This is a genomic window from Streptomyces sp. NPDC047085 (genome assembly GCF_040643735.1).
GTDB lineage: Bacteria > Actinomycetota > Actinomycetes > Streptomycetales > Streptomycetaceae > Streptomyces.
This window is the reverse complement of the sequence record NZ_JBEYUW010000003.1, coordinates 703,829-727,881: the sequence shown is the minus strand read 5'-3', so window position 1 is coordinate 727,881 and position 24,053 is coordinate 703,829. Positions and strand designations below refer to the sequence as shown.

General features: G+C 71.3%; 22 protein-coding genes and 2 tRNA genes. 10 read left to right on the top strand and 14 right to left on the bottom strand.

Translation table 11 applies throughout. From position 1 onward, the window contains the following. Positions 1–8: 8 nt before the first annotated feature. Complete coding sequence (rsgA, locus tag ABZ865_RS14325) at positions 9–1,019, top strand: ribosome small subunit-dependent GTPase A (protein WP_361228996.1); 1,011 nt, start codon at positions 9–11, stop codon at positions 1,017–1,019. Positions 1,020–1,103: 84 nt separating this feature from the next. After that, positions 1,104–1,427: a multidrug efflux SMR transporter gene (locus ABZ865_RS14320; RefSeq protein ID WP_361228994.1), complete on the top strand. Its 324-nt coding sequence runs from the start codon at positions 1,104–1,106 to the stop codon at positions 1,425–1,427. 22 nt (positions 1,428–1,449) lie between these two features. Here ABZ865_RS14320 and ABZ865_RS14315 read toward each other — a convergent pair whose 3' ends face one another. After that, entirely contained in the window at positions 1,450–2,055 is a 606-nt protein-coding gene (locus ABZ865_RS14315) for a helix-turn-helix domain-containing protein (RefSeq protein WP_361228991.1), read from the bottom strand. A 156-nt stretch (positions 2,056–2,211) separates the two neighbouring features. On the opposite strand from ABZ865_RS14315, the gene hisN reads away from it, so the two are divergent. After that, a complete protein-coding gene (hisN, locus tag ABZ865_RS14310; RefSeq protein WP_361228988.1) occupies positions 2,212–3,012 on the top strand; it encodes a histidinol-phosphatase in 801 nt (266 codons plus the stop codon). Between the two features lie 178 nt (positions 3,013–3,190). Beyond that, on the top strand, positions 3,191–3,586 hold the full coding sequence (locus ABZ865_RS14305) for a CBS domain-containing protein (protein WP_361228984.1): 396 nt from the start codon (positions 3,191–3,193) through the stop codon (positions 3,584–3,586). A gap of 86 nt (positions 3,587–3,672) precedes the next feature. Here the strand turns inward: ABZ865_RS14305 and ABZ865_RS14300 are convergent, their stop codons facing one another. Further along, the gene (locus ABZ865_RS14300; RefSeq protein WP_361228980.1) at positions 3,673–5,124 is read right to left on the bottom strand and encodes a catalase; all 1,452 of its coding nucleotides are present in this window, start codon (positions 5,122–5,124) and stop codon (positions 3,673–3,675) included. A gap of 142 nt (positions 5,125–5,266) precedes the next feature. Here ABZ865_RS14300 and ABZ865_RS14295 point away from each other — a divergent pair, with 142 nt between their 5' ends. Further along, complete coding sequence (locus tag ABZ865_RS14295; protein WP_361228977.1) at positions 5,267–5,683, top strand: Fur family transcriptional regulator; 417 nt, start codon at positions 5,267–5,269, stop codon at positions 5,681–5,683. Positions 5,684–5,796: 113 nt separating this feature from the next. Here the strand turns inward: ABZ865_RS14295 and ABZ865_RS14290 are convergent. From ABZ865_RS14290 to ABZ865_RS14275, 4 genes are all read right to left on the bottom strand, one after another. After that, a tRNA-Met gene (locus tag ABZ865_RS14290) sits at positions 5,797–5,870 on the bottom strand. Between the two features lie 81 nt (positions 5,871–5,951). Further along, on the bottom strand, positions 5,952–7,754 hold the full coding sequence (locus ABZ865_RS14285) for a tetratricopeptide repeat protein (protein WP_361228974.1): 1,803 nt from the start codon (positions 7,752–7,754) through the stop codon (positions 5,952–5,954). 204 nt (positions 7,755–7,958) lie between these two features. Next, positions 7,959–8,032, bottom strand: a tRNA-Met gene (locus tag ABZ865_RS14280). 41 nt (positions 8,033–8,073) lie between these two features. Continuing rightward, complete coding sequence (locus tag ABZ865_RS14275; RefSeq protein ID WP_361229714.1) at positions 8,074–10,953, bottom strand: UPF0182 family protein; 2,880 nt, start codon at positions 10,951–10,953, stop codon at positions 8,074–8,076. A 164-nt stretch (positions 10,954–11,117) separates the two neighbouring features. On the opposite strand from ABZ865_RS14275, the gene ABZ865_RS14270 reads away from it, so the two are divergent. Continuing rightward, complete coding sequence (locus tag ABZ865_RS14270; protein ID WP_361228971.1) at positions 11,118–11,660, top strand: PPA1309 family protein; 543 nt, start codon at positions 11,118–11,120, stop codon at positions 11,658–11,660. Positions 11,661–11,840: 180 nt separating this feature from the next. Here ABZ865_RS14270 and ABZ865_RS14265 read toward each other — a convergent pair whose 3' ends face one another. The 4 genes from ABZ865_RS14265 to ABZ865_RS14250 form a co-directional block, all read right to left on the bottom strand. Further along, entirely contained in the window at positions 11,841–12,938 is a 1,098-nt protein-coding gene (locus ABZ865_RS14265) for a PDZ domain-containing protein (RefSeq protein WP_361228968.1), read from the bottom strand. A gap of 50 nt (positions 12,939–12,988) precedes the next feature. Then, a complete protein-coding gene (locus ABZ865_RS14260; RefSeq protein WP_361228965.1) occupies positions 12,989–13,162 on the bottom strand; it encodes a hypothetical protein in 174 nt (57 codons plus the stop codon). Between the two features lie 160 nt (positions 13,163–13,322). Then, positions 13,323–13,784 carry a molybdenum cofactor biosynthesis protein MoaE gene (locus ABZ865_RS14255; protein ID WP_361228963.1) on the bottom strand — a complete coding sequence of 154 codons (462 nt, stop codon included), beginning with the start codon at positions 13,782–13,784 and terminating at the stop codon, positions 13,323–13,325. 136 nt (positions 13,785–13,920) lie between these two features. Beyond that, positions 13,921–15,033, bottom strand: a complete 1,113-nt coding sequence (locus tag ABZ865_RS14250) for an SDR family oxidoreductase (RefSeq protein ID WP_361228960.1) — start codon at positions 15,031–15,033, stop codon at positions 13,921–13,923. Positions 15,034–15,225: 192 nt separating this feature from the next. Here ABZ865_RS14250 and ABZ865_RS14245 point away from each other — a divergent pair, with 192 nt between their 5' ends. Next, entirely contained in the window at positions 15,226–16,632 is a 1,407-nt protein-coding gene (locus ABZ865_RS14245; RefSeq protein ID WP_361228957.1) for a zinc-dependent metalloprotease, read from the top strand. Then, positions 16,629–17,150, top strand: a complete 522-nt coding sequence (locus tag ABZ865_RS14240; protein ID WP_361228954.1) for an NUDIX hydrolase — start codon at positions 16,629–16,631, stop codon at positions 17,148–17,150. Before ABZ865_RS14245 ends, ABZ865_RS14240 begins: the two co-directional genes overlap by 4 nt. 67 nt (positions 17,151–17,217) lie before the next feature. Here ABZ865_RS14240 and ABZ865_RS14235 read toward each other — a convergent pair whose 3' ends face one another. The 4 genes from ABZ865_RS14235 to ABZ865_RS14220 all read right to left on the bottom strand — a co-directional run bounded on the left by ABZ865_RS14235 (position 17,218) and on the right by ABZ865_RS14220 (position 21,101). After that, a complete protein-coding gene (locus tag ABZ865_RS14235; protein ID WP_361228951.1) occupies positions 17,218–17,973 on the bottom strand; it encodes an AIM24 family protein in 756 nt (251 codons plus the stop codon). Positions 17,974–17,990: 17 nt separating this feature from the next. Further along, positions 17,991–18,671 carry an AIM24 family protein gene (locus ABZ865_RS14230; protein WP_361228948.1) on the bottom strand — a complete coding sequence of 227 codons (681 nt, stop codon included), beginning with the start codon at positions 18,669–18,671 and terminating at the stop codon, positions 17,991–17,993. Between the two features lie 11 nt (positions 18,672–18,682). After that, positions 18,683–20,380 (bottom strand): TerD family protein, encoded by a 1,698-nt coding sequence (locus ABZ865_RS14225; RefSeq protein WP_361228946.1) that lies wholly within the window; start codon positions 20,378–20,380, stop codon positions 18,683–18,685. A gap of 124 nt (positions 20,381–20,504) precedes the next feature. Continuing rightward, entirely contained in the window at positions 20,505–21,101 is a 597-nt protein-coding gene (locus ABZ865_RS14220) for a M48 family metallopeptidase (protein WP_361228943.1), read from the bottom strand. A gap of 266 nt (positions 21,102–21,367) precedes the next feature. On the opposite strand from ABZ865_RS14220, the gene ABZ865_RS14215 reads away from it, so the two are divergent. After that, positions 21,368–22,666, top strand: coding sequence for a TOMM precursor leader peptide-binding protein (locus ABZ865_RS14215; protein WP_361228941.1), 1,299 nt, complete (start codon positions 21,368–21,370; stop codon positions 22,664–22,666). Further along, a complete protein-coding gene (locus ABZ865_RS14210) occupies positions 22,659–24,029 on the top strand; it encodes an AarF/ABC1/UbiB kinase family protein (RefSeq protein ID WP_361228938.1) in 1,371 nt (456 codons plus the stop codon). The genes ABZ865_RS14215 and ABZ865_RS14210 overlap by 8 nt, the downstream gene beginning before the upstream one ends. The last annotated feature ends 24 nt before the right edge of the window (positions 24,030–24,053 follow it).

Genomic DNA, 24,053 nt, shown 5'->3' with positions numbered 1-24,053 from the left:
CTGGAACCATGCGCCGCTACGGCAAGCACACCGACGAGGACGACATCCGGAGCCGTCCCAACCGCAAGGGCAACCGGCCGCGGACCAACATCCGGCCCAAGCACGAGGACGCGTCCGAGGGCATGGTCCTCACCGTCGACCGGGGCCGGCTGACCTGCCTGGTCGAGGACCGTCCGGTGGTCGCGATGAAGGCCCGCGAGCTGGGCCGCAAGGCGGCCGTGGTGGGCGACCGGGTGGCGCTGGTCGGCGATCTGTCCGGCAAGAAGGACACGCTGGCCCGGATCGTGCGGATCGAGGAGCGTGCCTCGGTGCTGCGCCGTACGGCAGACGACGACGATCCCTACGAGCGGGTGGTCGTCGCCAACGCCGACCAGCTCGCGATCGTCACCGCGCTCGCCGACCCCGAGCCGCGCCCGCGGCTGATCGACCGCTGTCTGGTCGCGGCCTTCGACGGCGGCCTGGAACCGCTGCTGGTGATGACCAAGTCGGACCTGGCCCCGCCGGACAAGCTGCTGGAGCTGTACGGCGACCTGGACATCCCGTACGTCATCACCAGCCGCGAGGAGCTGGAGAACGGGGACGCGGCGCAGCGGGTGCTGGAGCATCTGGGCGGCCGGGTCACCGCGTTCGTGGGGCACTCGGGCGTCGGCAAGACGACCCTGGTCAACGCGCTCGTACCGGTGGACCGGCGGCGTACGACGGGAGAGGTGAACGTGGTGACCGGCCGCGGCCGGCACACCACCACCTCGGCGCTCGCGCTGCCCCTGGCCGACGGGGAGGGCTGGGTCATCGACACCCCGGGCGTCCGCTCCTTCGGGCTCGCGCACATCGACCCGTCCCGGGTGATCCACGCGTTCCCGGACCTGGAGCCGGGCACCGAGGGCTGTCCGCGCGCGTGCAGCCACGACGAGCCGGACTGCGCGCTGGACGCGTGGGTCGAGGAGGGCCACGCGGACCCGGCCCGGCTGTACTCCCTGCGCCGGCTGCTGTCGACGCGCGAGCGCCGGGAAGGCGACTGAGCATCGCGTTGTTTGCCGGGGCCTACGGCCGGTAAGTGCATAATCGCACCGAGCCGGAGATCCGGATCAACGGGAGGACAGCACATGGCGTGGCTGCTGGTCATCGTGGCCGGACTTCTGGAGACCGGTTTCGCCGTGTGCCTCAAGCTCTCGCACGGGTTCACCCGGCTGTGGCCGACGGTCGCGTTCGCCAGCTTCGCGCTGGGCAGCTTCGGTCTGCTGACCCTCTCCCTGAAGAAGCTCGACGTCGGCCCCGCCTACGCCGTGTGGACCGGGATCGGCGCCGCGGGCACCGCGATCTACGGCATGGTCTTCCTCGGCGACCTGGTGTCCACCCTGAAGATCGTCTCGATCTCGCTGGTCATCGTCGGCGTGATCGGCCTCCAGCTGTCGGGCTCGGCGCACTAGGCGCCCACTGGGTGCCCACTCCTCAGGCCGGCTGGCGGTGCAGGGCGCCGCGCACCAGGGTCGCCATCCCGCCCTCGCCCGGCGGAGCCGCCACGCAGGAGACGGCGAGGCGGACGACCAGTTCGCAGGCGAGGGTCAGTTCGGCGGTGTCGGAGGGGGCGGCACCGGGGCCGGACAGGGCGGCCACGGCCCGGTCCCGCACCATCCGCACGAAGTCGCCGGGCGAGGGCAGCGGCCCGTCCGCCCGGCGCTGCGCCGGTACGGCGGAGGAGGACGGCACGCCGGCCAGGGCCGGCGCGGGCAGGCGCTCGCTCCAGGAGCCGGTGAGCATGGCCCGTACCAGTGCGTTGTCCCGGGCGGCGGAGGCCATCCACTCGGCGGTGGCGGTGAGCCGGTCGCGCGGGTCGGTGTGCGCGGCCAGCGCCCGCTCCACGCCGGCGAGGTAGCCGTCGGCCTCCCGCCGCACCAGTGCCCTGGCCAGGCCGTCCTTGCTGCCGAACTCGTTGTAGAGCGTCTGCCGGGACACCCCGGCCGCCGCGGCCACGTCCACCATCCGCACCGCGGACCACGGCCGGCGCGCGAGGGCCGTATAGGCGGCGTCCAGAAGCGAATCCCGGGCAGCAGGCATCCTCGCCTCCCTGGGGCAGACGGCACTGGCCCCAGAGTTGACGCGCGCACATGCACTGTCAAGAGTCTGCGGCGCGCAAGAAACGGCGCACGGCGGTGCCCTGCCCCCGAGGCCCCCCGTAGCCCCGTACCCACCACGGCAGATACCGTTCCTTGCATGCCGGACTACCTCGACGACCTGCGTCTCGCCCACGTCCTCGCGGACGCCGCCGACGCCGCGACCATGGCCCGCTTCAAGGCCCTCGATCTGAAGGTGGAGACGAAGCCGGACATGACGCCGGTGAGCGAGGCGGACAAGGCGGCGGAGGAACTCATCCGCGGCCAGCTCCAGCGCGCCCGCCCCCGCGACGCGATCCTCGGCGAGGAGTACGGCATCGAGGGCACCGGCCCCCGCCGCTGGGTCGTCGACCCGATCGACGGCACCAAGAACTACGTCCGCGGCGTCCCCGTGTGGGCGACCCTCATCTCCCTGATGGAGGCAGGGGAGGGCGGCTACCAGCCCGTCGTCGGCGTCGTCTCCGCCCCCGCCCTCGGCCGCCGCTGGTGGGCCGCGAAGGGTCACGGCGCCTTCACCGGCCGCAGCCTGTCCTCCGCGTCCCGGATGCACGTCTCCCGCGTCGGCAGGCTGGCGGACGCCTCCTTCGCCTACTCCTCGCTCTCCGGCTGGGAGGAGCAGGGCCGCCTGCACGGCTTCCTCGACCTCACCCGCGAGGTCTGGCGCACGCGCGCGTACGGCGACTTCTGGCCGTACATGATGGTCGCCGAGGGCTCGGTCGACATCTGCGCGGAGCCGGAGCTCTCCCTGTGGGACATGGCCGCCAACGCGATCGTCGTCACCGAGGCGGGCGGCACCTTCACCGGCCTCGACGGGCGCCCGGGCCCGCACAGCGGCAACGCGGCCGCGTCCAACGGCCTGCTGCACGACGAGTTGCTGGGGTATCTCAACCCGCGCCACTGAGTCACGGGAGACACCCGCGCACGCCCTCAACTGGCGTCGCGCGCCCTCTTGTTGACCTCTCCTTTACCTGGCACTCTGAGCCCATCCCCACTTGTGAATTTGTGCATTGCCCCCTTAGGCGCCGCCCGCGCCGGGCATGAGCTATTCACGGGGATCCCCAAGGAGGTGGCCCCAACCCATGCTCGTCCGTGACGCCATGAGCACGGTGGTCCTCACCGTCGGCCCCAACCACACCCTCCGCCAGGCAGCCGCCCTGATGTCCGCGCGTCGCGTCGGCGCCGCGGTGGTCCTCGACCCGGACGCCGGCGGCCTCGGCATCCTCACCGAACGTGACATCCTGAATTCGGTCGGTCTGGGGCAGAACCCGGACACGGAAACCACCGCCGCCCACACCACCACCGACGTGGTCTTCGCCGCCCCGGCCTGGACCCTGGAGGAGGCGGCCCGGGCCATGACCCACGGCGGCTTCCGCCACCTGGTCGTCCTCGACGGCGGCGAACCCGTCGGCATCGTCTCGGTCCGCGACATCATCCGTTGCTGGGTCCCGGCCAAGGAGCCGGCGCCGGCGCTCTGACAGAGCGCTGTCAGCCCCGTACGCATGCCGGGCGGGCCGGACCCCCGAGCACCTGGGGATTCCGGCCCGCCCGGGGCCGATGCGGTTCAGCCGCGCAGGGCCTGGACCGCGACGTCCAGCCGCTTGCCGAAGTCGGCGTCGGCGGCGCGGAAGTTGCCGATCGCGCGCTCGATGATGTCCTCGCGCGAGACCTTGGCGATGAAGCCCGCCAGGTTGGCGACCAAGCGCTCCTTCTCGTCCTCGGACATGAGGCGGTAGAGGTCGCCGGCCTGGACGAAGTCGTCGTCCTCGGCGTGTGCCGGGGTCGGGTGGTTGCCGGTGGGACCGTCGACAGAGGTGGCCTGCCACAGCGGGCGGCCGGTCTGCTGCGGCCCGCCGAAGCTGTTGGGCTCGTAGTTCTTCGCCCCGCCGTGCCGGCCGTCGTAGAGGAAGCCGTCCCGGGAGTTGGTGCGCGCCTCGGTGGCGTGCGGGCGGTTGACCGGCAGGTGGTCGGCATTGATGCCGACGCGGTAGCGGTGCGCGTCGCCGTAGGCGAACAGGCGGCCCTGGAGCATCTTGTCCGGGGACGGGCCGATGCCGGGCACGAAGTGCGCCGGGGAGAAGATCGACTGCTCGACCTCGGCGAAGATGTTCCGCGGGTTGCGGTTCAGCTCCAGCTTGCCGATCTCGATCGGCGGGTAGTCCGCGTGCGGCCACACCTTGGTGAGGTCGAACGGGTTGAACCGGTACGTCGCCGCGTCCGCCGCCGGCATGATCTGCACCTGCACGGTCCAGGTCGGGAACTCGCCGCGCTCGATCGCCTCGCGCAGGTCGCGCTGGTGGGAGTCGGGGTCCTTGCCCGCGAGCGCCTCGGCCTCCTCGGCCGTGAGGTTCTTGATGCCCTGGTCGGTCTTGAAGTGGTACTTGACCCAGAAGACCTCGCCGGCCTCGTTGTTCCACTGGTAGGTGTGCGAGCCGTAGCCGTTCATGTGCCGGTACGAGGCGGGGATGCCCCGGTCGCCGAACAGCCAGGTCACCTGGTGCGTGGACTCCGGCGACAGCGACCAGAAGTCCCACACGTTGTCGGCTTCCTGCGAGCCGGTGTACGGGTCGCGCTTCTGGGTGTGGATGAAGTCCGGGAACTTGATCGCGTCCCGGATGAAGAACACCGGGGTGTTGTTGCCGACGAGGTCGTAGTTGCCCTCCTCGGTGTAGAACTTCAGCGCCCAGCCGCGCGGGTCGCGCACCGCGTCCGCCGCGCCCAGGTTGCCCGCGACCGTCGAGAAGCGCAGGAAGGTCTCCGTCTGCTTGCCGACCTCGGAGAGGAACGCGGCCCGCGTGTACTTCGTGACATCGGCGGTCACCGTGAAGGTGCCGTAGGCCCCCGCACCACGGGCGTGCACCACACGCTCCGGGATGCGCTCACGGTTGAAGTGGGCCAGCTTCTCCAGCAGCAGCTGGTCCTGGACCAGGACCGGGCCGCCGACGCCCGCCGTCTCGCTGTTCTGGTTGTCGGCGACCGGCGCACCGGCCTCCGTCGTAAGCGGTCCCTGCGTCACGTGCGCCTCCTGCGTCCTGCTGACAGTCCTGTCCCTTGGCCAAAGCCGTTCCCGATCCTACAATGGACTTTGTCTAAGTCAATTTGCGTTCCAAAGTCACACCTGTTCGGGACCTGGTCCCCCTGCTGTTAGGCTGGTAGCCATGAGCGACCTTCTGGAACGGCTGCGTGGACGCGGATGGCGGATGACCGCGCAGCGACGCGTCGTGGCCGAGGTTCTCGACGGCGAGCACGTGCATCTCACGGCCGACGAGGTTCATGCCCGGGCTGTCGCCAAGCTGCCGGAGATCTCCCGGGCGACCGTCTACAACACGCTGGGTGAGCTGGTCTCGCTCGGCGAGGTGCTCGAGGTCACCACGGACAAGCGCGCGAAGCGGTACGACCCGAACGCGCACCGGCCGCACCACCACCTGGTCTGCGCCCGCTGCGGCTCGATCCGCGACGTCCACCCGACCGGCAACCCGCTCGCCGACCTCCCCGACACGGAGCGCTTCGGCTTCACGGTCTCGGACGTGGAGGTCACGTACCGGGGGCTGTGCCCGGACTGCGCGAGCGCGTAAAGAGCGGGAGAGCGAGGGAGGGGGCCGCGAGCCCCCTCTTTTTTTGCTGCCCGGGCGCCTGCAAACGACTGAGGGCCGGAATCCATGTCTGGATTCCGGCCCTCGGCCTTCAGTAGCGGGGACAGGATTTGAACCTGCGACCTCTGGGTTATGAGCCCAGCGAGCTACCGAGCTGCTCCACCCCGCGTCGGTGAACACGACATTACGTGAGGGAAGCCCACGGAAGCAAATCCGTTAGGGACGAGTGGTCGGCGTCACGCGGTCGGCGTCACGCCGAGAGTTCTTCCCGGAGCGCGTCCCGCAGCCGCCCCGCTCGCTCGGAGACTTCCGCCGGCCCCAGCGCCACCGCCCTGTCGGCCCACTTCTGCCCCTCCGCCAGCTCTCCGCGACGCGCGTAGACCAGGGCCAGCCGCAGCGCCGCCCGCCCGTGCCCGGCGTCGGCCGCCCGCTGCCACCACACGGCCGCCTCGGGCTCGCTGCCCTCCCGGGCCAGCAGCAGCCCGAGATTGAACGCCCCGTTGCGCGATCCGGCCTCCGCCGCCGCCCGGTACCAGCGCGCCGCGTCGACCACGTCGCCCCGGGCCGCCGCGAGCATGCCGACCCGGACCTGCGCCCGCCGGTGCCCCTGGGTGGCGGCCCGCTCGTACCACTCCTCGCACTCGGTCTTCTCGTGCACGGTCTCGCCCAGCTCGTGCGCGGGCTCCGGCGGGCGGCGCGCGTCGAGCACGGTGGCCAGCCGGTACGCCGCCTCCGCGCTGCCCCCGCCGGCCGCGCACCGCAGATGCCGTTCGGCCTCCCGCTCGTCGCCCTCGCGCAGCCGGGCGATCCCGACCTGCAGCGCGGCCTCGGTGTGTCCGGCGGCGGCCGCCCGCTCGTACCAGCGCAGGGCGACCGGCTCCTCGCCGCGCCCGGCGTGCAGGATGCCGAGGTTGAACGCGGCGTCCACGCTCCCGGCCTCGGCGGCCTTGGAGAACCACGGCTCGGCCCCGCTGGTGTCGCCGACCTGGAGCAGCAGGATGGCCAGCGCGTTCGCCGCCTCCCGGTGCCCGGCGTACGCGGCGCGCCGGTACCACTGCTCGGCCTGCGCGGTGCGCCCCTGCTCGGCGCAGAGCAGCCCGAGGTTGTACGCCCCGTTGTCGTCCCCGGCGGTCAGCGCGGCCCGGTACCAGCGCTCGGCGGTCTGTGTCTCCCCGCGCTCGGCGTGCAGCGCGCCGAGCGCGTTGGCCGCGTTGCCGTCGCCGTCCTGGGCGGCGCGCAGCCACCACACGGCCGCGCTCTCGGTGTCGCCGGCGTCGCGCAGCAGGAAGCCGAGCGCGCAGGCGGCCCGGGGCTCGCCGTCCTTGGCGGAGGTCAGGTACCAGCGCCCGGCCTCCTTCAGTTCCCCGCGCTTCTCCAGGATCGCGCCGAGGTGCAGCGCGGCGCGCCGGTGGCCGCGTGCGGCGGCCTGCCGGTACCACTGCTCGGCCTCCTCGACACCGTTGTCAGTCCGGGCCTCGTCCTCGGGGGCGGTCTGGCGGTCGAGCACGCGGGCCAGCCGGTAGGCGGCCTCCCGGTGACCGCGTTCGGCGGCGGCCCGCATCCACTGGTCGGCGCCGGCGTCCCCGCGGTGTTCGAGCAGGTCGGCGAGCGCGTAGGCGCCGAGCGCGTGGCCCTGCTCGGCGGACTGGCGCAGCCAGTACTCGGCGGCGGGTTCGTCGCCGCGCTCGCGGTGGTGGCGGCCGAGCGCGTGCGCCGCGGCGGCCGAGCCGGCGACGGCGGCGATCCGCCACCAGCCGGCGGCCTCCTCGGGGTAGCCGCGCTGGTGCAGGAGGACACCGAGGTTGTTGGCGGCGGCCCGGTCACCCGCTGCGGTGGCGGCACGCAGCTGGGGTTCGGCTCCGTCGAGGTCGCCGCGGCGCAGCAGCATGGCTCCGAGGACGCTGGCCGCCTCGACGTCGCCGGCCTCCGCGGCGAACCGGAGGCGTAGCTCCTCGGCGGCGTCCCCCATCTCGTCACGGGACGACTCCTCGCCCGAAGGCTGCGCAAATCGCCCTGTCTCGAACAGAGTTGCCTTCTCCCCCATAACGTCCATCGTCGCACCACCTGCAACCTGGGTACACCCGGTATACCGCAGCCCGTGAGGTCACTTCAGCGTTTTGTCGACATGCCCACAGAGAGATAAGTCAAACACAGCTGGCCCAACTCCCCACGGCGGCGCGGCCGTCGCTCCCTTCAGTACATGAGTTCGCACACCACGAAGGCCCGGATCCTTAAGGATCCGGGCCTTCGACTTCAGTAGCGGGGACAGGATTTGAACCTGCGACCTCTGGGTTATGAGCCCAGCGAGCTACCGAGCTGCTCCACCCCGCGCCGTTGCTCGGCAACCGTATCACGACACGGGGCGGCCTTGATCAGCTCTTCTTTCCTCCGGCGGCCTTGTCGACCTTGGCCTGGGCGTCCTCGGCCCGCTTCAGTGCGGCCTGCAGATCCTTCTGCGCCTTGGCGTACGCGTCCCAGTCCGGCCCCTCCTTCAAGGCCTGCTGCCCGGCGTCGAAGGCCTTCTGGGCGTCTTCCAGCGCCTGCCTGACCGTGGGATTGCTCGTGTCGGGCGGGTTGTTGCCGGTCTGCGGCGGCCTGGCGGCACTCTTCACGCCGAAGACCTCGTCGAGTGCCTCGTCCAGCGTGTCCTTGAAGGCGGTCTTGCCCTCGTAGGTGACCAACACCTTGCGCAGCAAGGGGTACTTCAGGGAACCACCCCGGACGTAGACCGGCTCCGCGTACAGCAGTCCGCCGTCCAGGGGCACGGTCAGCAGGTTGCCGTACTCGACCTTGGAGTGGCCTCTGCTGAGCAGACTGATCTTCTCGGCGATGTCCGACTCGGAGTTGAACTGGCTCTGCACCTGCTTGGGGCCGTCGAAGTTGGTGCTCGTCGGCAGCTTCAGGATTCTGATCTTGCCGTAGTCGCCGGCGCGCGGGTCGGAGTCGACGGCCATGAAGGCGCTGAGGTTGCTCCGGCCGTTGGGCGTGAACGTCGTCGTCAGCGAGAACGCCTGCGCGCTCTGGTCGGGCATCCTCATGCTCAGGTAGTACGGCGGCACCGCGCTGCCCGAGTCGTTGGTCGGGTCGTCCGGCACCTCCCACACCTCGCTGCCGCTGAGGAAGGTCTGCGCGTCCGGCACGTGGTAGCGGGCGAGCAGTTCGCGCTGGACCTTGAACAGGTCCTGCGGGTAGCGCAGATGGGCCATCAGGTCGGCGGAGATGTCCGAGCGGGGCTTCACCGTGCCGGGGAAGGCCTTCATCCAGGTCTTCAGCACCGGGTCCTTGGTGTCCCACTGGTACAGCTTGACCTCGCCGGTGTACGCGTCGACGGTCGCCTTCACCGAGTTGCGGATGTAGTTGACCTGGTTCTGCTGGGCCACCACCGCGCGCGAGGTGTTGGTCGCGGTCAGCGAGTCGGCCGTCGTATCGCCGAGGGTCGTACGGGAGGCGTACGGGTATCCGTTCGTCGTCGTGTACGCGTCGACGATCCACTGGATGCGGTTCCCCACCACCGCCGGGTAGGCGTCGCCGTCGATCGTCAGCCAAGGGGCGACCGCCTCGACGCGGTCCTTGGGCGTGCGGTTGTACAGGATCCGCGAGCCCTTGCCGATCGCGCCGGAGTAGAGGATCTGCGGCTCGTTGAACGCCACCGCGTACGCGGCCCGGTTGACCGGGTTGTCGAGGTTGACGCCGCTGTCGCCCCGGTAGCTGGTGGTCCGCTCGTGCTCGTTGTCGGGGTAGTCGACCTCCTTCTGGGGGCCTCCGACGATCGAGTACGTGGTGGTCTTCTCGCCGTAGTAGATCTGCTGCTGGTACGAGCCGAGGTCGCCCGTGGAGGGCAGGTTCTTCTCGATGAAGGCCGGCCGGCCCTCGGAGTCGGCCTCGGTGCCCTTGGCGGCGACCACGCCGTAGCCGTGCGTGTAGCGGAAGTGGTCGTTGATCCAGTTGTTCTTCGGGACGCCGTCCAGGTTCAGCTCGCGCAGGCCGATGACGGTGTCCTGGTCCTTGCCGTCCTTGGTGGTGTACCGGTCGACGTCGAGGTTGGTCGGGAACCCGTAGTAGGCCTTGATCTGCTGGAGCTGCTGGAACGTCGGCGAGACGACGTTCGGGTCCATGATGCGGATGCTGGCCGTGGCGTCGACCTGATCGCGCAGCTTGGTCTTGTCCTTGGTGGCGGACGTGCCCGGGTACTCGGTGACCTCGGTGTCGTCGATGCCGTAGGCCTCGCGGGTCGCCTTGAGGTTCTTCTGGACGTACGGGGCTTCCTTGGCCTGCTCGTTGGGCTGGACCTGGAACTTCTGCACGATGGCCGGGTACAGGCCGCCGATGAGGATCGCGGAGAGCACCATCAGGCCGAAGCCGATGACGGGCAGTTGCCAGGTGCGCCGCCACAGGGTGGCGAAGAACAGCAGCGCGCAGATGACGGCGATGCAGAACAGGATCGTCTTGGCCGGCAGATAGGCGTTGGCGTCGACGTAGCGCAGGCCGGTCCAGTTGCCGGTCGCCTTGAAGTCGCTGGACTTGACGGCCAGGCCGTATCGGTCGAGCCAGTAGGCGACCGCCTTCAGCGCCACGAAGATGCCGAGGAGCACCGACAGGTGTCCGGTGGCGGCGGCGGTGGCGCGCGCGCCGGGGCTGGTGACGCGCAGCCCGCCGTACAGGTAGTGGGTGAGCGCGGCGGCGATCAGGCACAGGATCGCGGTGGCGAAGCCGAAGCCGAGCAGGAACCGGTACCAGGGCAGGTCGAAGGCGTAGAAGGCGACGTCGAGGTGGAATTGGGGGTCCTTCTGGTGGAAGGGCACGCCGTTGACCCACAGCAGCCAGGTGCGCCACTGGCTCGACGCCGAGGCGCCCGCGATCAGGCCGACGAGGCAGGTGACGGCGAGCAGCAGCCACGCCTTGTACGGCGCGATGGCCATCCGGTAGCGGTCCAGGCTCTGCTGCTCCATGGACATGGCGCTCAGCGGGGGCCGCAGCCGGTGCGCGAGCCAGATGTTGAAGCCCACGGCGAGCGCCATCAGCAGGCCGAACACGAAGAACAGCCCGATCTTGGTCGACAGCGTGGTGGTGAACACGGACGAGTAGTGCACCGACCGGTACCACAGCCAGTCCGTCCAGAAGCCCGCGAACATGGTGAACGCCATGCCGAGGACGGCAAGGACGCCCAGGGTCAAGAGCAGGGTCCGGGCGCGCCGGGACGGGCGGCCCGCTCTGATCCGCGGCCCCGTCGGGCCTCCGCCGCGGTCCGGCATCTGGAAAGCCAAGGTGCGCACCTCGAAGTTCGCTGTCGATCCGTCAGGCCCTCGTGTTCGCGGGCCCTCCGTGGCCCCCCGTGATCGCGAGCCCACACCTATGCAACTTACTCACGGTTTGCTCGGTTCCCGATTCGGCCCGGGAACGAGGCAGGATTGTGACCATGTCCAACACTCCCATGGCAGCGAGCCCGCTCACCCGGGCCGTACTCGAGATCGACGAGTACGCCTCCGGCCTCGGCTGGGACCAGCCCGCTCGCCTCTTCGCCCTCGTAGACACCGCACGGCTGCGGGCCCAGGAACCCTCGCTCGCCGCCCAGCTCGGCCTGCAGGACGAGCCCGAGACCACCGGTCTCACCCCGATCGAGCAGGACGAGATCCCCGCGGACAAGCCGCTCGACGAGTTCCTCGGCACCATCGCCTGGCCGGACGCGGTGGTCGGCTGCGCGCTCACGGTGGAGCGCCTGATGCTGCCCCCGACGGCCGAGGCGCAGGTCCCGCAGGACCTGAGCGACGCCAAGCTGGCCAAGTGGGTGGCGAACCACCCCGAGCGCCAGGAGGTCCGCATGACGGTCGGGGTGCTGCGCGACGGCAGCCGCGAGTCGGCGCTGCGCCTGCGCGAGAAGGACTCCCCGACGGAGGTCCTGACGGGCCCGGACCTGGTGCCGGGCCTGGTGGCGGCGTTGGCGGCGACGTTCGAGGACTGACGCCTCGGGTACGGCGACGGGGGCGCCCCCTGGTCGGGGAGGTGCCCCCGTCGCCGTTACGAGCCGCTGTTACGAGCCGCCGTTACGGACCGACCTTGCGGGCGTTACGGACCACCCGTGCGGGCCGCCGTTGCGGCACCCCGTGCGGGCCGCGGTTCCGGGCCCGCCGTTTCGTGCGCGTCAGCTCTTGGTCGTGCACTTCGGCAGGGCGGCCGTGTCGCCGCTGCGGATGTCGTTGAGGGCGCCGAGCGCGTCGCCGATGGTCTTGACCTTGACCAGGGTGAGGCCGCTCGGCGTGTCCTTGGCGGCGGCCGCGCAGTTGTCGGCGGGCGTCAGGAAGTACTGGGCGCCCTTGTTGCGCGCGCCGACGGTCTTCATCTCGATGCCGCCGATCGGCCCGACCGTGCCGTTGTCGTCGATGGTGCCGGTGCCGGCGACGAACTTGCCGCCGGTGAGGTCGCCCGGGGTGAGCTTGTCGTAGATGCCGAGCGCGAACATCAGTCCGGCGCTCGGGCCGCCGACGTCGGCGAGCTTGATGTCGATGGTGAACGGGAAGGTGTGGTCGGTCCCGGCGGAGATACCGACGATGGCCCGCTTGGCGCCGCTGTCGTCGGAGGTCGCGGTCGTGATGGTCACGTTATGGGTCGTGGTCGCCGTCTTGTGGTCCTTCTCGGCGGCGGCCTGCTCCTTGGCCGGGACGACGGTGAAGACGACGTCCTGACCGGGCTTGTGCTTGGTGACCAGTTTGGCGACGTCGGACGGCTGCTTGACCGCCGTGCCGTCCACGGCCTTGATCACGTCACCGGCGTGCAGCCTGCCCTCGGCCGGGGAGCCCTTGATCACGGTGGAGACGATCACCCAGGACTTCACCGGGATGCCCAGCTCCTTCAGGGCGGCGACCTTGGCGCTCTCCTGGGACTGGCTGAACTCCTCGGCGTTCTCCTGGGTGGACTGCTCCTCCGTCTTGCCGTCCGGGTAGAGGGTGTCGTGCGGCACGATCTTGCTGTCGTGCGCCAGCCAGCCGTAGACGGCCTCGACCAGGTTCATCCGGAAGTCGGCACTGGTGACCCGGACGGTGGTCATGTTCAGGTGCCCGTCCGCCGGGTAGGTCTCGTGCCCCGAGATCTGCAGCACCGGCTCGCCGCCGTGGTCCCCGAGCGTGTTCACCGTCGGGCCGGGAGACATCTCCGAGTACGGCACGGGGATGAGCACTCCCGCGCACAGGAGCGCGATCAGCATCAGGGTGGAGGCGAGCATCGTCGCGGTGCGGCGTGGCATGCCTCGACAGTACGGGACGCCTCTGTCAGCGCACCGTCAGGGCACCCCCGTCACGCGCCGCGCGCACCCGGGTGGGACTTCTCCATGGCCTCGCGGAATCGCGCGTACCCGTCCAGCTCGGGCCCGTCACTGCGCACCCTGCGGGTGCGGTTGGCCCAGCTTCCCCACAGGCCGGCCGCAACCGCGGCGATAAGCGGAATCAGCAACCAGGCGAGAGCCGCCATGCCGACCTCCCAACCCGACGAGCGTCCGCAACTGACTGATCAGCAGATTAACCATCCGCACTGACAACGCTCACGCCAGGGGGCCGGTTACGCAACCGGAGGGACCGATGCGCCGAACGTGAAGGAGGAGGCACCCGATATCACCGGGCAAGGCGCCCTGTCAGCAGGCGCCGACCCATTCCTCGGTCCCGTCGGAGAACTTCTGGTGCTTCCAGATGGGCACTTCGTGCTTGAGATCGTCGATCAGCTTGCGGCACGCCTCGAAGGCCTCGCCCCGGTGGGGGCACGACACGCCGACGACGACGGCGAGGTCCCCGACCCTGAGGTCCCCCACCCGGTGCACGGCCGCCAGCGCCCGCACCGGATAGTCGGCGACCACCTTCTCCGCGATCCGCCGCATCTCGGCCTCGGCCGTGGGATGGCAGGAGTAGCCGAGCGCGTCGACGTCCGCACCCTCGTCGTGGTTCCGCACGGTCCCCACGAACAGCGCGATCCCTCCGGCGGCGTCGTCCCCGACGGCCTGGAACACCTCGTCCACGGACAGCGGGGTGTCCCGGATGCCGATCAGCTTGATGGGCTCCTGGGCCGCCTGCTCACCGGGGTGATCGTTCATAGCTGCCATGCCTCCATCGTGCCGCATGCCTCCGACAACCAGGAATACGACGTTCACCAGGCACGCGCGCGTGCCGCTTTGGAGCCTCCTACAGCACCGGTGAAGCGGCCCACCACCGGTGGAGCCGCCCGCCGCGCCGGAGGGCTCACAGGCGCCGCCGGGCCTTGCGGGCCCGCCGTACGACAGCTGCGGCGCCGAGCAGAGCCACCGTCGCGCCCGCGGCCCCCGCGGCCGTCGCGTCCTTGCGCCCCAGCCGGCGCCCGGCGACGGTGTGCCGCCCGGAGACCTCCTCAAGCAGCTCGGCCAGCACCTCCTCGTTGGTCCACCGGGGCCGCCAGCCCGCATCGTGCAGCCGGCTTCCGCTGACCACCCAGGGATACATCGTGTAGGCGAGGTCCCCGGCGGGAGACGGAGTGAGCCCGATCCGGTGCAGCCGGGCCGCCGCGCCGAGCGCGACCGCCGACGGCAGCTCCATCCGCCGGATCCCGCTCAGCTCCTCGACCTCCTCCTGCTCCAGCCACCCGTCGCAGCCGACGGACAGCTCCCCGTCGACCTTCTCGAGAACGGCGTACTCCAGCGCCCCGCACAGGTCCTCGACGTGGCAGAACTGCCAGGCCGGCCGGGACCCGGCCACGACCAGCAGCCGGGGCGACTCGAAGTACCGGGTCAGCGCGGTGTCCGTACCGCCGACCAGCACGGCGGGCCGTACGACGGTGACGTTCAGCCCCGGGTGCGCGCGCGGGGCGCGCCGCGCCAGCCGCTCGATCTCCAGCAGGTCCCCGACCCCGGTGGCCTCGGCGGTGGCCCGCAGCTCCGCGTCCTCCGACAGCGGCAGCTCGTTGTCGGGCAGTGCCCCGTACACCATCGCGGACGTGCACAGCACCACCCGGTGCACCCCGGCCGCCGCCGCGGCGGTCAGCACGGTCTGCGTCCCCCGGACGTTGTAGGCGGTGCGGGCGGCCGCGTCGCTGCCGAGGTCCAGGTCGAGCGCCAGGTGGACCACCACGTCCGCGCCCCGCAGCTTGTCCGCGATCGCCGGATCGCGCACGTCGAGGATGTGCCACTGCGCGGCCGCGCACTCCCCGCGCCGCTCGTCGATGGCGATGACCTGCTTGATCTCCTCGGAGGCGGCGAGCCGCTCGGTGAGCAGCGCGCCGACCCCGGTGGCTGCGCCGGTGACCGCGACGACGGGCCCGCGCACGGCGGGAGGGGTTGAGTGGTTTCGCGCTGCGCGAACCTGCGGATCTGGGGAACTCACCGGGCGTCTCCAGCGGTTGTCTTCAATACGAGCGCGAGTGACGCGTACGTACCAGGTGCATCCATCCTGCCGCAGCCCGTCCCTGGGCGAAGCACCGAGCCCCGATCGGGTCCGGGTGTCTACGCTGGGTGGTGAATGTCGGGCAGCCGCGCCGCCGGAGAAGACCGGCGGCCTTACCAGCCGAGGAACCCCGTGAGTGACACCCCATTCGGATTCGGCCTTCCGCCGGAGGAGCCGGAAGACGGCGACGAGGGCAAGAAGAAGGACCAGCAGAGCGGTGGTGGGCAGGGACCGGACAACCCGTTCGGTTTCGGGCTGCCCGGAGCCGGAGGCTTGGGCGGCCCGGGCGCCGACAATCCGTTCGCAGCGATGTTCGGTTCCCTGAACCCCAACGACCTGGGCGCCGCGTTCCAGCAGCTCGGTCAGATGCTCTCCTACGAGGGCGGTCCGGTGAACTGGGACATGGCCAAGCAGATCGCCCGCCAGACGGTCGCCCAGGGCACGCAGGACGGCGTCAAGGACTCGAGTGTCGGCACGGCCGAGCGCACCGCGGTCGAGGAGGCCGTCCGCCTGGCCGACCTGTGGCTGGACGATGCGACGTCCCTGCCGTCGGGCGCCGGCTCGGCGGTGGCGTGGTCCCGCGCGGAGTGGGTCGAGGCGACTCTGCCCGCCTGGCAGGAGCTGGTCGACCCGGTCGCCGAGCGGGTCGGCGCGGCCATGGGCGACGTCCTGCCCGAGGAGATGCAGGCCATGGCGGGCCCGCTGATCGGCATGATGCGCTCGATGGGCGGCGCCATGTTCGGCACCCAGATCGGGCAGGCCGTCGGCGTGCTCGCGGGCGAGGTCGTCGGCTCGACCGACATCGGGCTGCCGCTGGGCCCGGCCGGCAAGGCCGCGCTGCTGCCGGCCAACGTGGAGGCCTTCGGCAAGGACCTCGGTGTGCCGAAGGAGGAGGTGCGGCTCTACCTGGCCCTGCGCGAGGCCGCCCACCAGCGCCTGTTCGCGCACGTGCCCTGGCTGCGCTCGCACCTGTTCGGCGCGGTCGACGGCTACGCGCGCGGGATCAAGGTCGACACCGCGAAGCTGGAGGACGTGGTCGGCCAGTTCGACCCGCAGAACCCCGAGCAGCTGCAGGACGCCCTCCAGCAGGGCATGTTCCAGCCCGAGGACACGCCCGAGCAGAAGGCCGCCCTGGCCCGGCTGGAGACCGCTCTGGCGCTCGTCGAGGGCTGGGTGGACGCGGTGGTCCACGCGGCCGCCAAGCCGCGTCTGTCGTCCGCCGACGCCCTGCGCGAGACCCTGCGCCGCCGCCGTGCCACCGGCGGCCCCGCTGAGCAGACGTTCGCGACGCTGATCGGCCTGGAGCTGCGCCCGCGCCGGCTGCGCGACGCCTCCCGCCTGTGGGCCTCGCTCACGGACGCGCGCGGGGTCGACGGCCGGGACGGCCTGTGGGCCCACCCGGACATGCTGCCGACGGCCACCGACCTCGACGACCCGGACGGCTTCGTCCACCGCGAGCAGCTGGACTTCTCCGAACTGGACAAGATGCTCGGCGAGGCGGCGAACGGCTCCGCCGAGGAAGGCGACGACAAGGAGTGACCCTGCACAGCGACGCGGTCCGCGTACTGGAGGGGTACGAGGACCAGCAGGATCTCCGTCAGATCTACCTCGACCATCTCGACAGACATCCCGACGGGATGTGGAAGGACTGCGGGGACGGGCACATCACGGCGAGCGCGCTGGTGATCGACCCGGACGGCGAGCGGGTGCTGCTCACCCTCCACAGGAAGCTCCGCATGTGGCTCCAGATGGGCGGCCACTGCGAGCCGGGCGACACGTCGCTGGCGGCGGCCGCCCTGCGCGAGGCGACGGAGGAGTCCGGGATCGGCGGTCTGACTCTGCTGCCCGATGGTCCGGTGCGCCTGGACCGGCATCCGATCCCGCCGCCGTGCCACTGGCACTACGACGTCCAGTACGCGGTCCTGGCCCCGCGCGGCGCCGAGCACGCGATCAGCGACGAGTCGCTGGATGTGCGCTGGTTCCCCTACGACGAGGTGGCGGACGTGGCCGACGACTCGGTCGTACGGCTGCTTGACGCGACCCGGGCCCGGCTCTGAACGCGTCACCGGTTATGTAAGGGGCGGCCGCCTGCGCGACCGCCCCTTACGTTTGCTTTCCCTACGGTCAGCTCCAGACGTTGCCCTGGTTCTGTCCCCGCGCCCCGTGCTGGCCCATGCCGAACTGGGCGGCGAGCCCCTGGCCGATCACCGCGTTCTGCGGCGGCAGCAGCTCGCTGGGCTGCACCAGCGCGAAACCGGAGCCCATGAAGCTCAGCTCCCAGCCCTCACCGGTGTTGCCGCGCCGCCGCCACACGCCGGAGGAGTGCGTCTGGGCCTGCATCTGCACGCGCAGCCCGGTGGACCAGGCGACGATCGCGTCGGCGTCGCAGTTGACGTACTTGTCGGGCGTGACCTGCATCAGCAGCGGCGCGCCCGAGGTCATCAGGGCGACCTTGCCACGCCCGGTGATGTTGAGCTGGTACTTCCCCGAGCCGGAGATGCCGTAGAGGCTGTCGACGGCGATGACCTCGTGGTGCAGCGAGGAGTCCATGGCGAGGACGTAGGAGCTGTCGACGGTCAGCCCGTCCTGCTCGACGTCCATGACGTGCACGTGCTGGGCGAGGTTGGCGAGGTAGACGGTGCCCTGCCCGTGGCAGCGCATCAGGTCCAGGCCCTCGCCGGTGTGGGCGCGCGAGCGGCGCTGGGTGTTGCTCTGGTACTCGGCGTCGAACTCGACCAGGCCCTGGTAGGCGACCATGGTGCCCTTGCGGGCGAGGATGTCGTCGTGGCCCTCCAGGGTGACGCGGAGCATCTGCTTGTTCTGCAGGCTCCAGCGCTCCTGCGTCTGGAGGTCGTTGTGCGCGAAAAGCGGGCTCTGCATGGTGTTCTGGCTCCCCCTCAGCCCCGGAACCGGAGGCGGTCGGTGCTGTCCTCACTGGGCTGGACGACGACGATGCCCTGGCCGGAGAAGGCCATCTGGTAGGCCTCGCCGCTGCCCCGGCCGATCAGCGACTGCGCCTTGAAGCTGCGCTTGCCCTTCACCTTCAGGTTCGGGGACCAGGCGACCAGCGCGTCGGGGTCGACGTACGTCTCGTCCTCGCCGCCGCCGCAGTCGACGACGATCGGCTTGCCCCGGGAGGTCAGCGCGACCCAGCCCTGGCCGGAGATCTTCGTGTTCCACAGGCCCTGCCCGGCGAACTTGGCGAGCCCCTTGACGCGCTCGACGCCCCACTGCAGATGCGCGTCGAAGGCGAGCAGGTTGGTGGCGTTGACGGAGATGCCGTCGCCGTTGAGATTGATCACGACGACGTCCGCGCCGTAGTCGGCGAGGTAGAGCAGTCCGTCGCCGGAGCACTTCATCAGCGGGGCGCCCTCGCCGGTGATCCAGTCACGGGCGATCTGGCGGACGGCCGGCGGGTTGGGCTCGTACTGGACGAAGCCTTCGTAGGCGACCATCGACCCCACACGCGCGAGGAGGTCGTTCCCGGTCTGCATGGCGACCTTCAGCATGTGGTTGCCGTGGTTCTCCATGCGGGCGGTGACGGGTGCGGGAGCGTAGCCCGCGAGCGGCTGGTTCATGACGGGCTCCCTCAGACCTCGTACGGCTGGACGACGATGAAGTTGCCGGGCGCGCCCCGGAACTGGAGGTTGACGCTCTCCCCGGTGTCGCCGGGGTAGGCGTTGCGGCGCATCCGCACCTGGCTGGAGACGATCACCTGGGAGGCGGCCGACCAGGCCACCACCGCGTTGCAGTCGGCGAACGTCGTGGGCGTCACGGGCAGCACGACGGGCGTACCGTGCGTCTTGACGACGATCGTGCCGGTGCCCTGGAACTGCATGGTGAACAGCGCGCCGCCGGGGATGCCGTGGCCCTCGACGCGGCGGACCTCGTACTGGAGGCTCTCGTCGAAGGCGAGGACGTTCTCGGCGGAGACGCAGATCGCGTCGCCCTGGAGTTCGACGGGGTGCAGGTGGGTGGAGTTCTCGGCGAGGAACACCTGGCCCTGGCCGGTGCAGCGCATCAGCTGCATCTCCTGGCCGGTCGCGCTCCCGACGATCCGCCCGGCGAACCCGGCGCCCTTGTAGCTGAAGTCGACCTTGCCCTGGTAGAGCACCATGCTGCCCTGCCGGGCCAGCACGGGCTGTCCGCCGATGCCGAGGTCGACCCGGATGAGCTTCTTGTTCTGCTGCGTCCAGCGCTGTCCGGTGGGCGTCTCCTTGAACTTCTGGAGCGCGGCCGCCACGCCGGCGCCGCCCTGCGGTGCGCCCTGCGGCACGCCGTAGGGGGTGGTCTGCTGGCCGGGGACCTGGCCGTAGGGCGGCTGCTGGCCGTAGCCGGGGGGCATGGGCGCGGTGGGCTGGCCGCCGTAGGGCGGCTGCTGGCCGTAGCCCGGCGGCATCGGGGCGCTCGGCTGGCCGCCGTACGACGGCTGCTGCGGGGGCTGCGGGGGCTGACCGTAGGGCGCGGGTGCCGGGGCCGGCGGCGGGACCGTGCCTCCGGCGGGCGGGGTCAGCGGGGCGATGACGGTGGGCGCCGCGTGCACGTTCGGGGAGGGTGCCGGGGGCGGGGTCTGCCCGGGAGGCGGCGCGAAGCCCTGCGCGGGCTGCGGCGCGGGGGCGGGTGCCGGGGCGGGAGCGGGCGCGGGGGCGGCCGGGGCGGCGAACGCGGGCGGCGCGGAGGCCTGGGCGGGCGGGGCGAAACCGGGCGCGGCACCGGACCCCGGCTGCTGCGGGGCTGCGGGCGCTGCGGGCGCCTCCTCCTCCGCCACCTCGCCGCCGAAGTTCTTCAGCAGCGCCTCCAGTCCGCCGTCGAAGCCCTGTCCGACCGCGGCGAACCGCCACACGTCCTTGAAGTAGAAGTCACCGAGCATCACGGCCCGCTCGGTGGAGAACTCCGAGCCGTTGAAGGAGTACCGCGCGACCTCCTCGCCGCCCGCCACGATGCGCAGGTAACCGGGCGCGACCTGCGACATCTGTCCGGCGCCGTCGATGGTCGCGGTGAAGGACAGCTTGCGGATCTGCGGCGGGATGCGGTCGAGCGTGACCCGGAACGACTCCGTGTCACCCGACTGCGCACCCAGCAACTGGATGGACTCCTCCGGGGTCTTCGGCTGGTTGAAGAAGACGAAGTACCGGTCGTCCGAGAGACGCTCGTCGGCGTCCAGACCGAAGCAGCTGATGTCGAAGGTCAGTCCGGGGCCGGAGATCTGCACGCCTACGTACAGATCCGTGCCCGCCGTGAGGTCACTGATCCTGGCCTTGTGGCCGCGTTGGAATTCCCTGGCCATGCGTAACGACCGTCCCCCATCCCGAATGTGAGTGCGTCGCGCCAGGCTAACGGCAAACCCCGACATCGGACGCAGCCGGTACAGACCCGGTACACAACCGCTTCCGGCGGCTCACACCGGGCGCTCACCCACCGCGCGCGCCGGGCACATGCGGCAACCGCTCGGCGGCGACCACGCCTTCGAGGTAGCCGCGGGCCCGCTCGGTGCGCGGATAGGACTCCAGCAGCCGCCAGAAGTCCGGACCGTGACCGGGCACCAGCAGATGCGCCAGCTCATGGCAGAGCACGTAGTCGACGACGTACTCCGGCATCCCCTGCAACCGGTGCGAGAGCCGGATGCTGCCCTCGGCCGGAGTGCACGAACCCCAGCGCGTGTTCTGGTTGGTGACCCAGCGCACGGAGGCGGGGCGGGCCCGGCCGCCGAAGTACTGGGCCGACAACCGCTCGGCACGCTCGGTCAGCTCGGTGTCGCCCAGCACCCGTTTGCTCTCCTGGGCGGCGAGCTTGTCGAGCATGAGGGTCACCCAGCGCCGCTCCTCGGCCTCGGACATCCGGGCGGGGATGAGCACGACGGTGCGATCGCCCTCGCGGTACGCGGAGACCGTGCGGCGGCGCCGGGTACTCCTGCGGACCTCGATCGCGCTCGCCTTCGAGCCGCTCGGCGGCTGGCTCGTCGTGCTGCGGTGTGGCATTCCGGCGCGGTGCAGTGGGTCGGCGGGCACGCCCCGACGTTACCCGCTGGGCCACGCCGAAGTCCCGGCTCCGGAACGGTTCGATGCCGGTGCCCCACCGTGCGTTGGATTCGTACGACCGATATGCCCGACTGATACGGCCGACTCATACGACGATCATCCCGAGCCTGTGGACAACTCTCGGCACGCGTCACCACCGCCAGGCATCCTGACATGTGTCGGCGGAGCGTGACCGGCCCCACCGACGACCACGACGTTGCACGCATGTCCGACAGAGACGGATACGGGGGTCTGTCATGCATCCGATGGTGAAGCCGGCACTGCGCCGCGGCTGGCGCGATCTCAACACCGTGCAGTTCGGCATGACTCCGGCGCACGCGATGACACTGGGACCGGTGGACACCGCGACCGGGCACTTCCTGGAACTGCTCAACGGCACCCGCGGGCTGCCCCTGCTGCGCGAGGAGGGCCACCGCATGGACCTCCCGGACGGCCATGTCGACGCCCTGGTGGACCGGCTCAGCCGCGCGGGACTCCTCGACGACCCGCACGGCGGCGGACCGGCCGCGGACACGCTGCGCAAGCGGAAAGGCGTCCTGGAGCGACTGCGCCCCGACCTCGCCTCCCTGTCGCTGACCACGGCCGAGCCGGGCGGCGCACTCGACCGCCTCGCCGCCCGCCGCTCCCTGCGGGTGCAGGTACGGGGCGCGGGACGGGTCGGGGCCCTGCTGGCCTCGGTACTGTCCGGCGCCGGGGTCGGCGAGGTCGACGTGCGCGACGTGGGCCGCGTCGAGCCGTGGGACGTGGCCCCGGGCGGCCTGACCGCCGAGTCGGTCGGCGAGCGCCGCGACCAGGCGGCCCGAGCGGCCGCCCGCCGCGCGGCCCCCGATCACCCCCGCCGACGCCGCCCCGGACCACAGTCCTCCTCCCCTCCCCGCTCCTCTCCCTCCCCCGCTCCGTGCTCCTCCCCCTCCCCCTCTCCGCCGCCGCCCTCACCGGTTCTGTCCGGTGCGGACGAGCCGGGTCTGTCGCTGGTGATCCTCACCCCGCGCGACGACGTCGCCGTGCACGCGCCGGACCCGTTCACCGCCGAGCCGCTCATGGCCTCCGGAACACCGCACCTCTACGCGGGGGTCGTGGAGGGAACGGGCGTGGTCGGGCCGCTGGTGCTGCCCGGCGAGACGAGCTGCGCGGGATGTCTCCACGCGGACCGCGCGGACCGGGACCCGGTCTGGCCCCGGCTGGTCGCCCAGTGGCGTTCCGGCCGGGCCCGCCAGGTGGGCCCCTGTGATCTGGCACTGGCCACGGCGGTCGCGGGACTGGCCGCCGCGCACGCTCTCGCCTTCCTCGACGGGGCATCGCCGTCCAGTGCGGGCGCCCGCTGGGAGGCGTCCCTGCCCGGCCTGAACTGGCGCTCCCGGCCCGTGTGGCCGCACCCGGCATGCGGCTGCGGGGCGGTGGAGAAACACAAGGGGGAGCACTCCTCAACCGTCGGGGAGCCGCGCGAGACAATGGCGGTGCAACGGCCGTCGACGAAGCGGCGACGCGAGACAGGCGCGGCGCGGCCGACTGGGACCTGGAGGGCGCATGTCTGATCTTCCCCGGAAGGCGGTCACCCGGACCGCCAAGCTCGCCGCGCTCCCGCTCGGCTTCGCCGGCCGGGCGACCTGGGGGCTGGGCAAGCGGATCGTGGGCGAGTCCGCGGAGATCGTCGGCCGGGAGCTGCAGCAGCGCACGGCCGAGCAACTGTTCAAGGTCCTCGGCGAGTTGAAGGGCGGTGCGATGAAGCTCGGGCAGGCCCTGTCCGTCTTCGAGTCCGCCCTGCCCGAGGAGGTCGCCGGCCCCTACCGGGCGGCGCTGACCAAGCTCCAGGACGCGGCGCCGCCGATGCCGACCCGCACGGTGCACCTGGTGCTCGAGGAGCGGCTGGGCGCGGACTGGCGGGATCTGTTCCTGGAGTTCGAGGACAAGCCTGCGGCCGCGGCCTCGATCGGGCAGGTCCACCGGGCGGTGTGGCACGACGGCCGCGAGGTGGCGGTCAAGGTCCAGTACCCGGGCGCCGGCGAGGCACTGCTGTCGGACCTCAGCCAACTCAGCCGGTTCGCTCGGCTGTTGGGGCCGCTCATCCCGGGCATGGACATCAAGCCGCTGATCGCGGAACTCAGGGACCGCGTCTCCGAGGAGCTGGACTACGCACTGGAGGCCCAGGCCCAGGCCGCGCACGCGGAGGAGTTCGCCGGCGACCCGGACGTGACGGTTCCGGCGGTGGTCCACCAGTGCGAGCAGATCCTGGTGACCGAGTGGATCGACGGTATCCCGCTGTCGGAGGTCATCACGGACGGCACGCAGGAGCAGCGCGACCGGGCCGGCCAGCTCCTGGCCCGCTTCCTCTTCTCCGGCCCGGCCCGCACCGGCCTGCTGCACGCGGACCCGCATCCGGGCAACTTCCGGCTGCTGCCCGGCGGCCCCGACGGCGAGGAGGACTGGCGGCTCGGTGTGCTGGACTTCGGCACGGTCGACCGGCTCTCCGGCGGACTGCCGACGCCCATCGGCGTCTCACTGCGGATGACGCTCGACGGCGAGGCCGAGAACGTCTACGAACTGCTGTGCGAAGAAGGGTTCGTCAAGGAGTCCATCGAGCTGGACCCCGACGCGGTCCTCGACTACCTGCTGCCGATCATCGAGCCGGCCCGGGTCGACGAGTTCACCTTCACCCGCACCTGGATGCGCAGCCAGGCCGCCCGCGTCGCCGACCCCCGCTCCCCCGCCTACCAGCTCGGCAAGCGGCTCAACCTGCCGCCGGCCTATCTCCTGATACACCGCGTGACACTGAGCACGATCGGCGTGCTCTGCCAGCTCGGCGCCACGGTGCGACTGCGGGAAGAGCTGGAGGAGTGGCTGCCCGGGTTCGTACTCGATGACGAGCTCGGCGAGGAGGATCCGGCGGCGGAGGCCTGACTGGGGAGGGCCCCCGGAAAGGTT

Excerpts from the sequence above, each read along its gene's own strand:
- rsgA (WP_361228996.1), top strand. The coding sequence starts at position 9 with ATGCGCCGCTACGGCAAGCACACCGACGAGGACGACATCCGGAGCCGT.
- ABZ865_RS14320 (WP_361228994.1), top strand. The coding sequence starts at position 1,104 with ATGGCGTGGCTGCTGGTCATCGTGGCCGGACTTCTGGAGACCGGTTTC.
- ABZ865_RS14315 (WP_361228991.1), bottom strand. The coding sequence starts at position 2,055 with ATGCCTGCTGCCCGGGATTCGCTTCTGGACGCCGCCTATACGGCCCTC.
- hisN (WP_361228988.1), top strand. The coding sequence starts at position 2,212 with ATGCCGGACTACCTCGACGACCTGCGTCTCGCCCACGTCCTCGCGGAC.
- ABZ865_RS14305 (WP_361228984.1), top strand. The coding sequence starts at position 3,191 with ATGCTCGTCCGTGACGCCATGAGCACGGTGGTCCTCACCGTCGGCCCC.
- ABZ865_RS14295 (WP_361228977.1), top strand. The coding sequence starts at position 5,267 with ATGAGCGACCTTCTGGAACGGCTGCGTGGACGCGGATGGCGGATGACC.
- ABZ865_RS14285 (WP_361228974.1), bottom strand. The coding sequence starts at position 7,754 with ATGGACGTTATGGGGGAGAAGGCAACTCTGTTCGAGACAGGGCGATTT.
- ABZ865_RS14275 (WP_361229714.1), bottom strand. The coding sequence starts at position 10,953 with ATGCCGGACCGCGGCGGAGGCCCGACGGGGCCGCGGATCAGAGCGGGC.
- ABZ865_RS14270 (WP_361228971.1), top strand. The coding sequence starts at position 11,118 with ATGTCCAACACTCCCATGGCAGCGAGCCCGCTCACCCGGGCCGTACTC.
- ABZ865_RS14265 (WP_361228968.1), bottom strand. The coding sequence starts at position 12,938 with ATGCCACGCCGCACCGCGACGATGCTCGCCTCCACCCTGATGCTGATC.
- ABZ865_RS14260 (WP_361228965.1), bottom strand. The coding sequence starts at position 13,162 with ATGGCGGCTCTCGCCTGGTTGCTGATTCCGCTTATCGCCGCGGTTGCG.
- ABZ865_RS14255 (WP_361228963.1), bottom strand. The coding sequence starts at position 13,784 with ATGGCAGCTATGAACGATCACCCCGGTGAGCAGGCGGCCCAGGAGCCC.
- ABZ865_RS14235 (WP_361228951.1), bottom strand. The coding sequence starts at position 17,973 with ATGCAGAGCCCGCTTTTCGCGCACAACGACCTCCAGACGCAGGAGCGC.
- ABZ865_RS14230 (WP_361228948.1), bottom strand. The coding sequence starts at position 18,671 with ATGAACCAGCCGCTCGCGGGCTACGCTCCCGCACCCGTCACCGCCCGC.
- ABZ865_RS14225 (WP_361228946.1), bottom strand. The coding sequence starts at position 20,380 with ATGGCCAGGGAATTCCAACGCGGCCACAAGGCCAGGATCAGTGACCTC.
- ABZ865_RS14215 (WP_361228941.1), top strand. The coding sequence starts at position 21,368 with ATGCATCCGATGGTGAAGCCGGCACTGCGCCGCGGCTGGCGCGATCTC.
- ABZ865_RS14210 (WP_361228938.1), top strand. The coding sequence starts at position 22,659 with ATGTCTGATCTTCCCCGGAAGGCGGTCACCCGGACCGCCAAGCTCGCC.